The following is a 14,506-nucleotide window of genomic DNA, read 5'->3' as shown; positions in this document are numbered from 1 at the left end:
GCGTCGCACTCCCGCCCCTCTTCCGTGGTGCTGCGGCTCAGACCTCGGTGATCTCGATCTGCCGGAACAGGTCGGCGTCGATCGCGTCGCGCACGTCGTCGAGCAGTTCCTCCGACACGGGCGAGTCCAGCGTCAGCACGCTGAGCGCCTGGTCGCCGGCCGCGCGGCGCGCGATCTGCATGCCGGCGATGTTGATGCCCGCCTCACCGAACTTCTGGCCGTACACGGCCACGATGCCCGGACGGTCGGTGTAGAGCATGACGACGTGGTGCTTCTCGATCGGCAGCTCCAGCGCGTGGTCGTTGATGCCGACGAGCTTCTCCGCCTGCTTCGGACCGGTCAGCGTGCCGGACACCGAGAGCTGCGAACCGTCGGACAGGGCCCCCGTCAAGGTGATGACGTTGCGGTACTCCTCGCTCACGTCGTCCTTGAGCAGGCGGACCGCGATCCCCCGCTGCTCGGCGAGGAGCGGAGCGTTCACGTACGACACGGTCTCGCTGACGATGTTCGTGAACACGCCCTTGAGCGCCGCGAGCTTGAGCACGCTGACGTCGTAGTCGTTGAGCTCGCCGTGCACCTCGACGTCGAGGCTCGTGAGCGGCGAGGTCGCGAGGGCCGCGAAGATCTGGCCCAGCTTCTCCACGAGCGAGATCCCGGGACGCACATACGGGTCGATCACGCCGCCGGCCACGTTGACCGCGTCGGGCACCAGGTCGCCGCCCAGCGCGAGTCGCACCGAGCGGGCGACCGAGACACCGGCCTTCTCCTGCGCCTCCTCCGTGCTCGCACCGAGGTGCGGCGTGACGACCACGTTCGGCAGGTCGAGCAGCGGACGGGCACTGCCGCCCTCCGCCGGCGGCTCAGACGTGAAGACGTCGAGACCGGCACCGGCGATCTCTCCAGCGACGAGCGCCTCGTGCAGCGCCTCCTCGTCGATCAGCCCGCCGCGCGCGACGTTGACGACGAAGGCGGTCGGCTTCATCGCCGCGAACTGCTCCGCGCCGATCATGCCCGTGGTCTCCGGAGTCTTGGGCATGTGGATCGTCAGGAAGTCGGACTCCGCCACCAGCTCGTCGAGCGACAGGAGCTGCACGCCGAGCTGCTGGGCGCGGGCGGACGTGACGTAGGGGTCGTACGCGACGACGCGCATGTCGAACGCCGCGAGGCGGGCGGCGACGAGCGCGCCGATACGTCCGAGCCCCACGATGCCGACCGTCTTCTCGAAGAGCTCGGCGCCCGTGAACGAGCTGCGCTTCCACTGCCCGGCGGCGAGCGAGGCGTGCGCGGCCGGGATGCGCCGAGCGAGGCTGAGGATGTGACCGACCGTGAGCTCGGCGGCCGAGACGATGTTCGACGTCGGAGCGTTCACGACCATGACGCCCGCCGTGGTCGCGGCCTTGATGTCGACGTTGTCGAGGCCCACGCCCGCACGCGCGACGACCTTCAGCTTCGGCGCGTGCGCCAGCGCCTCCTCGTCGATGCGGGTCGCCGAGCGGATGAGCACCGCGTCGGCCTCGGCCAGCGCGGCGAACAGGGCCTCGCGGTCGGTGCCGTCGACGTGGCGGACGTCGAAGTCGGGGCCGAGCGCCTCGATCGTGGCGGGAGAGAGTACTTCGGCGATGAGCACGACGGGCTTCGGCACAGTGGATCCTTCGGGGCAGCGCGACAGGCGGGAGGGGCCGATGCGCCGCACACCGTCGGGGGCGCGATCGCGACAACTCTACCCGAGCCGCCATGCCGCTCCGTGCCGTGTGACGCCGCGCGGTCCAGCTCGACCGGTGGCGTCCGGGTCAGGCGCTGGGGAGCGTGAGGCTGAGCGCGAGCAGACTCATCCAGAAGACGGCGACGATGCCCAGCCCCGCGAGGAACACGAGGGCGAGCTCGCCCACGCGCCGGCGACGCCCGATCGCAGAGGCGAAGCCGAACACGATCAGGGGGAAGACGACACCGAACAGCAGCACGGCCCAGCCCGCACCCGTCAGACCGGTCTGCGCCATCGTGATCAGATGCGCGACCGCGTTCCACACCGCGTAGGCGTAGAACAGCCCGGCGAGGACGATGACGGTGCCGGCGAGCCAGCGCGGCGATCCGGACGACACCGCCGATGCGTTCTCCGACGAGCTCATGATCCGACCACCCCCACCGTCACGAACGGCCAGGGCACCAGGAGCACGACCCCGGCGAGCAGCAGGGCGACCCGCACCCACGCGGCCCTCCCCCGCGTGAGGACCCACGTCGCGAGGAACCACAGCGCGGGCGCCGCGATCGCGAGCACGAACCAGGGCAGGAACATCGCGTCGGCGACCAGGAACGAGGCGAGCGGTTGCAGCCGCAGCCCACCGACGACCCAACCGACCGAATAGAGGAGATACACCCCGCCGACCACCCCGACGAGCAGGAGCATCGCATTGCTGAGTCCCGCCGGCGCCTCGTCGTCGTCGGCGGCGACGGACGCCGCGGGCGCCGACGGCGGTGCCGCCTCGGTGGGCGGTGGAGACGCGGGGGGTCGCGTCGTGGGCGCGACCGCGGCGCTCTCCGTGGTCGTGGCGTGGTGAAGAGGCGGCTCGACGGGCGGGGCCGCGTTCTCACGTCGCCGCGGGCGACCGGTGCGATGCGACGCCGTGTCGTCGTCGCCCTCCCAGCTCAGGGCGTCGTCGGAGTCGGAGGTCATGCCTCCAGCGTAGGACACCCCGTCCACTAGGATCTTGCGTGCCCTGGCCGGTGCGGTCGGGCCTTCGGGGGAAGGGATCAACGTGGCCGAGAGCGACGACAGGACCGCCGGCACGGACAGGAACACCGCCGCGAGCACGGAGCCACCGGCGGGGTGGACGCCGAGCGCCGCGGCGAAGACGACGGCGATGCGCTTCCGCTGGATCGCGGGCGCGCTGTGGGCCCTCGCGATCATCGGCGAGGGCGTCGGGATCTTCTGGCTGCTCCGCCAGCGCGTCTACGTCGGCGAGGACGGCACGCTCGTGCGCGACCCCGACACGGGTCTGCTCGAGGAGCAGGGCGTCACGGCACAGTTCCCGCAGTGGGCGTTCATCGCCCTGCTCGTGCTGCTCGTCGTGATCGCGGCCCTGTCGATCACGGGCTCCGTGCTCTGGAAGAAGGCGAACCGGCTCGATCCCGCGCGGAAGGCGGACAAGACCCGCTTCTTCGTGCAGAACCAGCTCGGCGCGATCATCGCGATCGTCGCCTTCCTCCCGCTCGTGATCCTGATCTTCCTGAACAAGGACATGGACAAGGGGCAGAAGACGACGGCCGGCATCGTCGGCGTCGTCCTGGCCGCACTGGCCGTGTTCGTCGGCGTGGACTTCGCCCCGCCGTCGGTCGAGCAGTACACGGCCGACCAGTCGACCGTGATCCAGCTGCTCGGCAAGGACGAGGTGGTCTGGGTCGACGGCGGCAAGGTCTATCACGTGTGCGAGGAGGTGCCCGCGATCCAGACGGGCAGTGAGATCCGCACCGGCACGACGGCGCAGGCGATCGAGGCGGGCAAGATCCGCCTCACGCTGCAGTTCGCCTCGGAGCTGCGCACGTGCGGCCTCGCGGTGCCGGAGAACGCGGACGAGATCACGGAGGCGCTGCGCGCGATCCAGGACGGCGCAGTGGACACGCCGCTGCCCGCGCCGGTGTGGGCGGACCCGGCGGATGCGCCCATCCAGATCGAGGACGCCCCGGCGAACGTGGGCTGACGCTCAGTCGCGCCCGAGCGCCTCGACCAGTCGCTCCTCCGCGGACGCGAGGTGCGCCCGCAGCAGCTCGGCTGCTTCGTCCTCCGCACCCGCCGCGACGGCATCGAGCATCTCCCGATGCTGTGCGGCGATCTCCTCCGCGTTCAGCAGGCGCCGCCCCTGCACCTGCGCCATGCACAACCGGACCTCGTCGAGCACGCTCCGGTACATCCGTCCGGTCCGCTCGCTGTGCAGCGCATCGATCAGCGCCGTATGGAAGCGCAGATCGGGGTCCACGGTCGCCGGGTCGGGCCCCGGTCCCATCGCGAGCAGCTCCGCGTTCGCCTCGACCGCGGCGGCGGGCACTCTGCGCGCCCGTGCCAGCTCCCGAAGCGCGGCGCTCTCCAGGCGGGTGCGCGTGCGGTAGACGTCGCGCACCGTCGCCGGGTCGATACCCACCACGCGTGCGGTGCGATGTGCCGTGCGCACGAGCAGGCCGCTCGCGACCAGCTGTTCGATCGCCGCCTTCGCGCTGGGCCTGGCCACACCGAAGGACTGCGACACCGCGGCCTCGGTGAGCGGCTCGCCCGATCGGATCTCACCGCCGAGGATGCGCGCGCGCAGCTGGGCGGTCACCGCATCGACCACGCCGACGACGCCGAGGCCGCGGTCCGTGAGGGTGGTCATGGCCGTCAGCCTAGCGAAGCATCCGGTCGTCGGTACACTTGTCAGACAATCTTGACCCGGAGCAGAGGAGCACCGTGCCGACCACCATCGCCGAACCGCTGGACCACGAGCTGCTCGGGCCGGACACCGAGGTGCATGCCCGGTCGATCGACCGGTTCGCCCGCGCCCACGACGCCTCCCACTATCTGCTCGTCCCCGATGCCGTGCTCTCCCCCGCCGATGCGGCCGGCGTGGCCCGCGCGTTCGGCGCCGTGCGCGCCGCCGGACGCACCCTCACCTTCCGCTCCGGTGGCACGAGTCTCTCCGGACAGGGGGTGAGCGGCGACATCCTCGTCGACACCCGCAGCCACTTCCGCGACATCCGGGTGGAGGACGACGGCGCCGCCGTCCGCGTCGGCCCCGGCGCCACCGTGCGGCAGGTCAACACACGGCTCGCCCGGTACCGCCGCAAGCTCGGGCCCGACCCGGCGAGCGAGATCGCGTGCACGATCGGCGGCGTCGTGGCGAACAACTCCAGCGGCATGGCCTGCGGCATCACCGAGAACTCGTACCAGACGATCACGTCGATGACGCTCGTGCTGCCCAGCGGAACCATCCTCGACACGGGCCGTCCCGACGCGAACGAGGTGCTCCGCGCCGCCGAGCCGGCGATCGCCGACGGCCTGCTCGCCCTGCGCGCGCGGTTGCTCGCCTCCCCCCAGCACGTGGCCTTCCTCCGACAGCAGTTCTCCATGAAGAACACCATGGGCTACGGCCTCAACGCCCTGCTCGACTTCGACGACCCCGTCCGCATCCTGGAGCACCTCGTGATCGGCTCGGAGGGCACGCTCGCCTTCGTCGCCGAGGCGCGCTTCCGCACGATCGAGGTGCGCCCCGCGATCGCGACCGGGCTGCTCGTGTTCGAGACGCTGTCCGCCGCCATGTCCGCACTGCCCGACCTCACCCGTCTCGGTCTCGCCACGATCGAGCTCCTGGATGCGGCGTCGCTGCGCGTGGCCCAGGGGCTGAGCGATGTCCCGGCGGCGATCGCGGAGATCGACGTGCGGGGGCACGCCGCCCTGCTGGTGGAGGTGCACGCGGCCGACACCGACGCCCTGGCACTCGCGAGCGCTGCCGCCCAGTCGCACTTCGACGCCCTCCCCCTCGCCGTCCCGCCGCGACTCACGACCGATGCGGCCGAGCGGGCCGCGCTGTGGCACGTGCGCAAGGGCCTCTACACCGCCGTCGCGGGTGCCCGCCCGTCCGGCACGACCGCGCTGCTGGAGGACATCGTGGTGCCCGTGCCCCGGCTGCTGGCCACGTGCGAGCGCCTGATCGAGCTGTTCGCGGAGCACGGCTACGAGGGCTCGGTCATCTTCGGGCACGCGAAGGACGGCAACGTGCACTTCCTGCTCAACGAGCGCTTCGACGACCCCGACAGCGTGGCCCGCTACCGCCGCTTCACCGACGACCTCGTCGAGCTCGTCCTCTCCCAGCAGGGCTCGCTCAAGGCCGAGCACGGCACGGGTCGCATCATGGCGCCGTTCGTCCGGCGGCAGTATGGCGACGAGCTCACCGACCTGATGTGGGAGCTCAAGCGACTGATCGATCCGGACGGCATCCTCAACCCCGGCGTGGTGCTCTCCGACGACCCCGACTCCTACCTGCACGACCTCAAGCGCGTTCCCACGGTCGAGAGCGAGGTGGACCGCTGCGTGGAGTGCGGGTACTGCGAGCCCACGTGCCCCAGCAAGAGCATCACCCTCACCCCGCGGCAGCGCATCGTGCTGCGCCGCGACATGGCGTGGGCCGAGGAGCAGGGCGACACCGAGCTGCTGCGCGACCTCCGCGCCGACTACGACTACGACGGGGTGCAGACCTGCGCCGTGGACGGCATGTGCGGGGTCGCGTGTCCGGTCGACATCAACACGGGCGACCTCGTGCGGCGGCTGCGGGCCGAGCAGTCGAACGCGGTCGAGGGCGCCGTCTGGGGCACCGCCGCGAAGCACTGGAGCACCGTCACCCGCGCGGGCGGCGTGGCCCTCACGGTCGCGGACGCCCTCCCCGCCCCGCTCGTCCGCGGCGTGACGCAGCTCGGACGCGCCGTGCTCGGCGCCGACACCGTGCCGCTGTACGACGGCGGACTCCCCCGCGGCGGCTCGAAGCCCGATCGACCGGTGTCACCGCCCGACGCGCAGGCCGTGTTCTTCGGCGCGTGCATCGGCACGATGTTCGGCGCGGAGGACGGCGGCCACGGATCCCGTGATGCCCTGCGCCACCTGCTCGACCGGGCGGGGATCGCGGTGGTGATCCCGGAGGAGAACGGCGGGCTGTGCTGCGGCACCCCGTGGAAGTCGAAGGGACACCTCGACGGCTATCGGCTGATGTCCGACCGGGTGCTGGCGTCGCTGTGGGAGGCCAGCCGTCACGGCGAGCTCCCCGTGGTGTGCGACGCCGCGTCGTGCACCGAGGGGCTGGATGTGATGCTCGCCCAGTCCGTCGCGAAGGATCCGCGCTACGCGGGACTGCGCATCGAGGACGCCACGACCTTCGTCGCCCGCGAGGTGCTGCCGCGGTTGAGCGTGCCGGCGAAGCTCCCCTCCATCGCGGTGCACCCCACCTGCTCGACCACGGCGCTCGGGGCGACCGGGGCCCTGACGGAGATCGCTGCCGCCGTGGCCGACGACGTGTTCGTGCCCGAGGGCTGGGGCTGCTGCGCGTTCGCGGGCGACCGCGGCATGCTGCACCCCGAACTCACCGCGAGTGCGACTGCGCAGGAGTCGGCCGAGGTCGCGGCCGCTGACGGGGAGCGCGGGGGCTTCGACGCGTTCGTGTCCGCCAACCGCACGTGTGAGATCGGCATGACCCGCGCCACCGGGCGCCCCTACCGGCACGTGATCGAGGTGCTGGAGGAGCTCACGCGACCCTGAGCCGCGCGGGGCGATGGAAGCGGACGAGGGCTCCGGTGCGCGACACCGGAGCCCTCGTCGTTCGCATCGTGCGGGGTGGCTGCTCAGACGCCCTGGGCGGACAGCACCGCGACCGGAGCGGGCTGCAGCCCCGGCGGGATGGTGGCGACAGCGCCGGAGCCGTCTCGCGACACCTCCGCCTCCGAGCCGTCGCTCCAGCGCAGCGTGGCGTGGTCGAGCTCCGCGGGGAGCTCGATGCGGCCGGCCGCGGGGTCGAGCGCGTGGACGTGCACGGCACCGGCCGAGGTCGTGTAGCGGCGCGGGGCCCCGGCCTGCTCCCCCATCCGGATCCATGGCCGCGTTCCGTAGACGGCGTCGCCGTTCGCGTCGAGCCACGACCCGAGCTCGCGCATGGCCCGGCGCTGCAGCTCGGGGATCGAGCCGTCTGCCGCGGGGCCGACGTTGATGAGCAGATTGCCGTTCTTGGCCACGACGTCGACCAGCAGGCGGATCAGGGCCGCGCCGGACAGGGAGTGGCGCTCGTCCTCGTCCTGGTTGAAGCCGAACGAGTAGCCGAGTCCGCGCGTGGACTCCCACGGCTCGGGGATGATCTCCGGGATGTCCGTGTACTCGCGCGTGAGGAAGCCGTGGTACGGCACACCCCAGCGGTCGTTCACGACGCCCTCGGGCACGGCATCGAAGTAGCGGCGCAGCAGCGCGGCGACCGCGTACTCCTGGTCGCCCTTGCCGCCGTCCGGCCACTCGATGTCGTTCCACAGCACATCCGGCGCGAAGCGCTCGACGAGCTCCTCCAGCTGGGCGGCCGAGTATCGCGCGAAGTGCTCGTCGTTGCGGCGGAACCGGAACAGGTCGGTGTCGGACTCGATCGCCGGGAAGTCGCTGACGTGCCAGTCGAGCGCCCCGGAGTAGTACACGCCGAACTTCGCGCCAGCGCGACGCGTGGCGTCGTGGAACTCGGCGATCAGGTCGCGCCGGGGCGCACGCGCGACGGCGTTGAAGCCGGTCGTCGCGGTGTCCCACAGGCAGAAGCCCTCGTGGTGCTTGGTGGTGGGCACGATGTACCTCGCGCCCGCGCCCACCAGCTCTCCGACGAACGCGTCGGCGTCGAACGCGGCGGCGTCCCAGCGGTCGGCGAGGTCCTCGTAGGAGGTGCCGGGGCCGTACAGGCGCTGGTGCCGCTCCCACGTGGGGCTCCCCGCGATGCGCACCGTGTTGCCGTACCACTCCGCGTACTGGTGCCACGCGTAGGCGTCCTCCGTGGGGATGTTGACGCCCTCGCCGTGCTGCACCGCCCACGCCGGCACCGAGTACAGGCCCCAGTGCACGAAGAAGCCGAGCTTCGCGTCGCGGTACCACTCCGGCACACCGTTCGCGGGGTACACCGGTGCCGCGGAGCCGAGGTCGGGCCCGGTGCGCTTCTCGAAGTTCATCATGCGGGGGTCTCCTCTGCGGGGGTGGAGTCGACGGGCGTCTCCTCGGCGTCGCCGCGGCGGACGACCGTCGCGGTCAGGTCGGGCGTGCCGGTGGTGTCGAAGGGGTAGACGCCAGGGCGCAGACGGTGGTGGCCGAGGCGCAGCAGGTCCTGGTCGACGCCGCCGGGCGTGAGCGCGAGCGTCCAGTCGGCGGCGAGCTCGTACAGCTCCGGCTCCAGGTAGCCGATCTTCACCACGACGATGTCGGCCTCGGTGGGCTCGAGGCCCAGCATCCGGAAGTCCGAGAGGTGGTGGAAGGGCTTGCGGCGCTCGGTCACGATGGCGTGCAGGCCGCCGACCGCGATCACGGCCTGGGTGCCCGCGTCGGGGTCGCCGTGCGTGATCGAGAAGACGGTGCCGCGGATCGTGACGGGCCCGTGCGGACCCGGGTCGACGCGGGCCCCCGCCTCGAGCTCGACCTCGGCGCCGACACCCGCTGCGACCGCCCGCGCGACGGCCTCACTGTCGAAGATCGACGCGACGAGGGTCGTCTGGCTCCCGTCGGTGAGCTCCGGTCGCTCCAGCAGGCGCGCGAGCGTCCAGGTCACGTCGCCCGCTCCCCCGGCGGTGGGGTTGTCGCCCGAGTCCGAGATGACGTACGGCCGGGCGGCTGCGGGCGCGAGCGCGCGGTCCAGCGCCTCGTCGAGCGTGCCGGTCTCGGCCACGAACACGAAGTCCTCGCGCGCGTCCCAGAACCGGCGGGCGACGCGCTCGGCCTCCCGGGCGATGAGCTCACGGTCGTCGCCGGTGACCACGACGTAGGCCTGGCAGCGCGGCTCGTCGGCCCACGCGTACCCGATCCAGACGGACGCGTCGACCACGCCGGGCAGCGCCTCGATCGCGGGCAGCTCGGCGTAGATGCCGCGCGCCGGTTCGAGCCGCGTGCTGGTCTTCTCACCGGGCAGCAGCACGGGGACCGGCACCCAGGCGGTGAAGGGCCGTCGCGCGAGCGGGTCGGCGCCGTGCGGCCCGCGCAGCCGGTCGAGCAGGTTCCACACCGCGCGCTCCTTGGTGTTGAGCCAGTCCTCGTGCGGAGCCATCCGGTAGCAGGTCAGCAGGTCGACCGCATCGCGCAGCACCTCCGACACGTTGCCGTGCAGGTCCATCGACGTGGAGACGAGCGTGTCGGGTCCCAGTGCCTCCCGGACGGCACGGGCCAGGTCGCCCTCGGCGTCGTCCATGCCCACGACGCTCATGGCGCCGTGGATGTCGAAGAAGAAGCCGTCGAAGGGCCCGTGCTCGCGAATGCCGTCGAGGATCGCGTCCTTCATCCGCCGGTACGTCTCGGGGTCCACGGCACCGCCGGGCAGCGAGCGGCCGTGCGTGAGCGGAACCCACTCGGCGGCCTCGGCCAGCTCGCGCCCCTCGTCGAGGAACGGGTAGTAGGCGCGGAGGTCCGCGCCGGTACGGATCGTGAAGGCCTCGTCGCCGGAGATGTGCGGCGAAAACGTGCTGGACTCGATCGAGATGCCGGCGATGCCCACGCGGGGCTTCGGCAGGCCGCCGTCGTCGACGGGCGGCAGCGGGCCCATCCAGATCTCGTGGGCGTCCTGGGGTGCGGTCACCATGCGATACCTCTCATCCGTGGAGTCGATTCAGAGTGGGGGTGCGGGGGCGAGGGCCCGACGGGCGGTCTCGATCGCTCCGAGGGCGACCGCATCGGAGCCCAGCTGCGCCGGGACGATGCGCAGCGGGATGCCCGACACCGGCGAGTCCGTGCGCAGGGTCGCCTGGATCGCGGGTTCCAGCAGGTCCCACGCCGAGGCGACGCCACCGCCCACGATCACGGTCGGCAGGTCGAGCAGGGTCGCGGCGCTCGCACTGGCGAGGGCGACCGCGCGACCGGCGGCGGCGAACACGGCGAGGGCGTCCGCGTCTCCACCCCGAGCGAGGGCGGCGACCGCCCGGGCGTCTGCCGCTTCGCCGCCCGTCCGCTCGCGGTAGCGCAGGGCGATGGAGGTTCCGGAGGCCAGCGTCTCCAGGTGCCCTGTCTGCCCGCAGGTGCACACGAGCTCGCTGTACCCGGGGGTGTGTCCGATCTCGCCCGCCGCACCGTGGGGCCCGTGGTGGAGCGCGCCGTCGATGATGACGGCTCCGCCCACGCCCGTGCCGAGCATCACGCCCAGCACGTCGCGCTCGGTGCGGCTCAGCGCGGCCGCTTCTCCGAGCAGGAACGCGTTGACGTCGTTCTCGACGCTGACCGGCACGCCCAGGCGTCGTCCGAGCTCGTCCGCGAGCGGGAATCCCGCCCAGCCGACGAACGTGGCCGAGGCCGCCCGCACGGTGCCGGTCTCGTGGTCGATGACGCCCGCGGCGCCCACGCCCGCTGCGGCGAGCGGCACCCCGGCCTCGCCGGCGAGTGCCCGGACGAGGCCCGCCGCGGCATCGGCCATGGCCGCTCCGCCCAGGGCGGCCGGGGCCGGCACGCTGCCGCGGGCGACGACGGAGCCGTCCTCCCCCACGACGAGCGCGGCGATCTTGGTGCCGCCGATGTCGATCCCCGCCAGCCCGGTTCGCGGACGCGGTCGACCGTCGATGGGCACAGTGGTGCCCTGTCCCTGACCGATCATGCTCAGCGTCCGCCCAGTCCTGCCATCGCGATGCCCTTGACCAGGTGCTTCTGCAGCACGATCACGAGCACGGTGGTCGGGATCATCGAGATGATCGCCGCCGCCATCTGCAGGTCCCAGCGGGTGCCGGTGAGACCGGCGAAGCTGGCCAGTCCGACCGGCAGCGTGCCGTGGGCGTTGTAGTCGACCGTCACGATCAGCGGCCACAGGTAGCTGTTCCAGAAGGACAGGAACGTGAACACCGCGAGCACGGCGACGGCCGACTTCGACAGCGGGAGGATGATCTGCAGGAACGACCGGACGGGACCGGCGCCGTCGACGCGTGCCGCCTCCTCCAGCTCATAGGGGATCCCGCGGAAGAACTGCCGCATGAGGAAGGTCCCGAAGGCGCCGAACGCGAACGGCAGGATGAGCGCCTGGTATGTGTCGACCCAGTTGAACCACTGCATGACCTGGAACATCGGGATCACGAGCACCTCGGCCGGCACCATGAGCGTGGCGAGGAAGAGCACGAACACGGCGTCGCGCCCCTTCCACCGCAGCCGCCCGAACGCGTACCCGGCGGTGGTCGAGACCACCAGCACGACCAGCGTGCCGCCGACCGCCACGATGAACGAGTTCATGATGTACGTCAGGAACGGCCCGTAGGCGAACACGTCGACGAAGTTGCTCCAGCGGATCTCCGAGCCGACGAGCGTCGGCGGCATGGAGAACATCTCGGAGTTGGGCTTGAGGGCCGAGAAGAACGCGTACACGAGCGGCGCGATGAAGATGAGCGCGGCGATGTAGATGCAGACGTGCGCGAGCACCAGACGGAGGCGGGCACCCGGAGTCGTGGAGGCTCCGCGAGCCTTCTCGCGCTCACGCTCGCGGTCGCGGCGCGGCGCGGGGCCGGCGGGGCGGACGAGGGTCTCAGTGCTCATAGTGCACCCACTTCTTCTGCGCGGCGAACTGGAGGCCGGTGATCGCGATGATGATGGCGAACAGGATCCAGGCGGCGGCGGCTGCGAGGCCGAGGTCGCCGAACGTGAAGCCCTGCTCCCAGATGTACATCACGAGCGGCTTGGTGGCGTTGCCCGGGCCGCCGCCGGTGAGCATCTGCGGCTGCACGAACACCTGCAGCGAGGTGATCATCGTCATGATGGTGGCGAAGAAGATCGACGGCGAGATCATCGGGATGATGATGCTCCACACGCGGCGGAAGCCCTGCGCGCCATCGATGCTGGCCGCCTCGAGCACGCTCTCGGGGAGCTGTTCGAGAGCCGCCGAGAAGATCAGCATGTTGTAGCCGAGGCCCTGCCAGACGCTCATCACGACGACCATGATCATGGCCCAGGAGGGATCGGCGAGGAAGTTCGGCAGCTCGATCCCGAACCAGCTGACCGAGAGGCCGTTGAAGAGGCCCTGCGGCTGCAGCATCATCTTCCACACCAGCACGTTGGCGACCATCGGCGTCACGACCGGGATGAAGAAGAGCACGCGCAGGGCGCCGCGACCGCGGATCCGCGGTCCGAGTCCGAGAGCGAGCACGAGCGAGAGGGCGACGCTCAGCGGCACGTACAGCAGCGTGTACACCGCCGAGTTCCGCAGCGCCGGCCAGAAGTCGGGGCTGCTGGTGAACAGCTTGACGTAGTTGTCCACCCCGTTGAAGGTCCGCTCGCCGAAGGTCGGCCAGTCGAAGACGCTCATCACGATCGACAGCCCGACGGGCACGATCGTGAACAGGGCGAGGCCCACCAGGGCCGGGCTTGCGAAACCCAGCGCCTGGCGGCCCTCGACCTTGGCGAGCGATCCTCGACGTGTCGTCGTGATCGTCATCTCTTGTCTTTCTCTGTTACTGCTGCGGCGGCCGGAGCCGGGTCACTCGCCGAACTGCGCCTGGGCGTTCGACAGCAGCTCCTCCATCGTCATCTGGCCGTTGTAGACGCTGACGAGGTTGGGCTGGATGTAGCTGTCGAGCTTCTGCCAGCTCTTGGTCATGTACAGCGGGACGGTGTCGGCGAACGCGGCCTCGAACACCGACTGCACCTGGTCGCGGTACTGCTCGTCGATCGACTCGAAGTACAGCGGCTGCGAGGAGGTGCGCGCGGGGTACGAGCGGCCGGACGACGCGATGTAGTCCTGCGCGTCCTCACCCACCAGCGAGCCGAGGACCTTCAGCGCGGCCTCCGGGTTCTTGCAGTTGGCGGCGATGCCGTAGCCCGAGCCGAGGATCGGTCCGGGGTTGCCGTCGACGCCCGCGGGCAGCGGCACCATGCCGGCGGCGAAGCCGGACTCGTTGTTGAGGTAGCTGACCGCGTTCCAGGTGCCGTCGACGGCCATGGCCGCGTTGGCGCCGGTGTACTGGTTCTCGCCCCAGCCGGTGTCGGAGGCCGAGGCGACGGGCGCCGCGACCTTCTGCTCCGTGACCAGCCCGGCGTACCAGGTGGCCGCGTCGACGAACGCGTCGTCGTCGATGTGCAGCGTGCCGTCCTCGGAGGCCGGCTGCGTGGCGGAGTACGCGATGGGCATCGACATCCACTGGTAGCCGCCCATGCCCATGCCGAAGCCGTACTTGCCGTCCTTCGTGGCGTCGGCGGCGATCGCGGAGAAGTCGTCGAACGTCCAGCCGATCTCCGGCGTGGCGGCACCGGCGGCGGTCAGCATGTCCTGGTTGTAGTAGACGAGCATGGTGGCCACGTCGAACGGCACGCCGTAGACCTTGCCCTCGAAGCTGAGGATGCCGTCGGCGCTCGGGTTGAACTCCGACCAGTCGATCCCGGCCGTCTCGAGGTCCTTCTCGCTCAGCTCGCGGAAGCCGCCCGTGTAACCGCCGAGCTGCGCGCCGCTCATCCCGGTGATGCACGCCATGTTGCCGCTGGCCATGTTGGTCGTCAGCTTCGTGAAGAAGTCGCTCCAGGGCGACGTCTGCAGCTTGATGGTGATGTCGGGGTTCTGCTTCTGCGCGAACTCGATCTGCGCCTCGAGCGCATCGACGTCGGACTCGCTGCCCGCCCACATGTCGACGACGATGGTGTCGCCGTCGGCGGAGCCTCCAGAGCCGCCCGTGCTGGCACAACCGGTCATCGCCACGGCCACGCCCGTGACAGCGGCGACAGCCCCCACACGCAACTTCTTCATTGAATGCCTCCTGAGAAGGGAAAGGTTATTTCGCGGGTCGAATTAACCTAATAGGATTTCGTATGAAGTGAGGC

Annotated in this window: 12 protein-coding genes; 2 read left to right on the top strand and 10 right to left on the bottom strand. The window is 71.0% G+C overall.

Annotation, left to right across the window (positions count from 1 at the left end; all coding sequences use genetic code 11):
• Nucleotides 1-37: 37 nt before the first annotated feature.
• The 3 genes from serA to KV394_RS12820 all read right to left on the bottom strand — a co-directional run bounded on the left by serA (nt 38) and on the right by KV394_RS12820 (nt 2,671).
• Nucleotides 38-1,642, bottom strand: a complete 1,605-nt coding sequence (gene serA / locus KV394_RS12830; RefSeq protein WP_136034925.1) for a phosphoglycerate dehydrogenase — start codon at nt 1,640-1,642, stop codon at nt 38-40.
• Between the two features lie 148 nt (nt 1,643-1,790).
• Nucleotides 1,791-2,126, bottom strand: a complete 336-nt coding sequence (locus KV394_RS12825; protein WP_136034927.1) for a hypothetical protein — start codon at nt 2,124-2,126, stop codon at nt 1,791-1,793.
• Nucleotides 2,123-2,671 carry a hypothetical protein gene (locus tag KV394_RS12820; RefSeq protein WP_240753116.1) on the bottom strand — a complete coding sequence of 183 codons (549 nt, stop codon included), beginning with the start codon at nt 2,669-2,671 and terminating at the stop codon, nt 2,123-2,125. Before KV394_RS12820 ends, KV394_RS12825 begins: the two co-directional genes overlap by 4 nt.
• Before the next feature lie 82 nt (nt 2,672-2,753).
• Between KV394_RS12820 and KV394_RS12815 the strand changes: the two genes are divergently transcribed.
• Nucleotides 2,754-3,695 carry a hypothetical protein gene (locus KV394_RS12815; protein ID WP_247981599.1) on the top strand — a complete coding sequence of 314 codons (942 nt, stop codon included), beginning with the start codon at nt 2,754-2,756 and terminating at the stop codon, nt 3,693-3,695.
• Between the two features lie 3 nt (nt 3,696-3,698).
• On the opposite strand, the gene KV394_RS12810 is transcribed toward KV394_RS12815, so the two are convergent.
• Nucleotides 3,699-4,361 carry a GntR family transcriptional regulator gene (locus KV394_RS12810; protein WP_247981598.1) on the bottom strand — a complete coding sequence of 221 codons (663 nt, stop codon included), beginning with the start codon at nt 4,359-4,361 and terminating at the stop codon, nt 3,699-3,701.
• Between the two features lie 74 nt (nt 4,362-4,435).
• Here KV394_RS12810 and KV394_RS12805 point away from each other — a divergent pair, with 74 nt between their 5' ends.
• Nucleotides 4,436-7,270 carry an FAD-binding and (Fe-S)-binding domain-containing protein gene (locus KV394_RS12805; protein ID WP_136044569.1) on the top strand — a complete coding sequence of 945 codons (2,835 nt, stop codon included), beginning with the start codon at nt 4,436-4,438 and terminating at the stop codon, nt 7,268-7,270.
• An 83-nt stretch (nt 7,271-7,353) separates the two neighbouring features.
• Here the strand turns inward: KV394_RS12805 and KV394_RS12800 are convergent, their stop codons facing one another.
• The 6 genes from KV394_RS12800 to KV394_RS12775 form a co-directional block, all read right to left on the bottom strand.
• Entirely contained in the window at nt 7,354-8,703 is a 1,350-nt protein-coding gene (locus KV394_RS12800; RefSeq protein ID WP_247981597.1) for an alpha-L-fucosidase, read from the bottom strand.
• The gene (locus tag KV394_RS12795; protein ID WP_323131770.1) at nt 8,700-10,274 is read right to left on the bottom strand and encodes a M81 family metallopeptidase; all 1,575 of its coding nucleotides are present in this window, start codon (nt 10,272-10,274) and stop codon (nt 8,700-8,702) included. The genes KV394_RS12800 and KV394_RS12795 overlap by 4 nt, the downstream gene beginning before the upstream one ends.
• Before the next feature lie 63 nt (nt 10,275-10,337).
• Nucleotides 10,338-11,312 (bottom strand): ROK family protein, encoded by a 975-nt coding sequence (locus tag KV394_RS12790; RefSeq protein WP_247981596.1) that lies wholly within the window; start codon nt 11,310-11,312, stop codon nt 10,338-10,340.
• 2 nt (nt 11,313-11,314) lie between these two features.
• Nucleotides 11,315-12,235, bottom strand: a complete 921-nt coding sequence (locus KV394_RS12785; protein ID WP_136034943.1) for a carbohydrate ABC transporter permease — start codon at nt 12,233-12,235, stop codon at nt 11,315-11,317.
• Nucleotides 12,225-13,130, bottom strand: coding sequence for a carbohydrate ABC transporter permease (locus tag KV394_RS12780; protein WP_136034945.1), 906 nt, complete (start codon nt 13,128-13,130; stop codon nt 12,225-12,227). The genes KV394_RS12785 and KV394_RS12780 overlap by 11 nt, the downstream gene beginning before the upstream one ends.
• A gap of 42 nt (nt 13,131-13,172) precedes the next feature.
• Entirely contained in the window at nt 13,173-14,432 is a 1,260-nt protein-coding gene (locus KV394_RS12775) for an ABC transporter substrate-binding protein (protein ID WP_136036744.1), read from the bottom strand.
• Nucleotides 14,433-14,506: the final 74 nt, after the last annotated feature.

Origin of the sequence: Microbacterium sufflavum (assembly GCF_023101165.1) — a bacterium.
Taxonomy (GTDB): domain Bacteria; phylum Actinomycetota; class Actinomycetes; order Actinomycetales; family Microbacteriaceae; genus Microbacterium; species Microbacterium sufflavum.
This window is presented reverse-complemented; position numbering and strand designations above follow the sequence as displayed.

Excerpts from the sequence above, each read along its gene's own strand:
- KV394_RS12795 (WP_323131770.1), bottom strand. The coding sequence starts at position 10,274 with ATGGGCCCGCTGCCGCCCGTCGACGACGGCGGCCTGCCGAAGCCCCGC.
- KV394_RS12825 (WP_136034927.1), bottom strand. The coding sequence starts at position 2,126 with ATGAGCTCGTCGGAGAACGCATCGGCGGTGTCGTCCGGATCGCCGCGC.
- KV394_RS12810 (WP_247981598.1), bottom strand. The coding sequence starts at position 4,361 with ATGACCACCCTCACGGACCGCGGCCTCGGCGTCGTCGGCGTGGTCGAT.
- KV394_RS12785 (WP_136034943.1), bottom strand. The coding sequence starts at position 12,235 with ATGAGCACTGAGACCCTCGTCCGCCCCGCCGGCCCCGCGCCGCGCCGC.
- KV394_RS12800 (WP_247981597.1), bottom strand. The coding sequence starts at position 8,703 with ATGATGAACTTCGAGAAGCGCACCGGGCCCGACCTCGGCTCCGCGGCA.
- KV394_RS12775 (WP_136036744.1), bottom strand. The coding sequence starts at position 14,432 with ATGAAGAAGTTGCGTGTGGGGGCTGTCGCCGCTGTCACGGGCGTGGCC.
- KV394_RS12790 (WP_247981596.1), bottom strand. The coding sequence starts at position 11,312 with ATGATCGGTCAGGGACAGGGCACCACTGTGCCCATCGACGGTCGACCG.
- KV394_RS12780 (WP_136034945.1), bottom strand. The coding sequence starts at position 13,130 with ATGACGATCACGACGACACGTCGAGGATCGCTCGCCAAGGTCGAGGGC.
- KV394_RS12820 (WP_240753116.1), bottom strand. The coding sequence starts at position 2,671 with ATGACCTCCGACTCCGACGACGCCCTGAGCTGGGAGGGCGACGACGAC.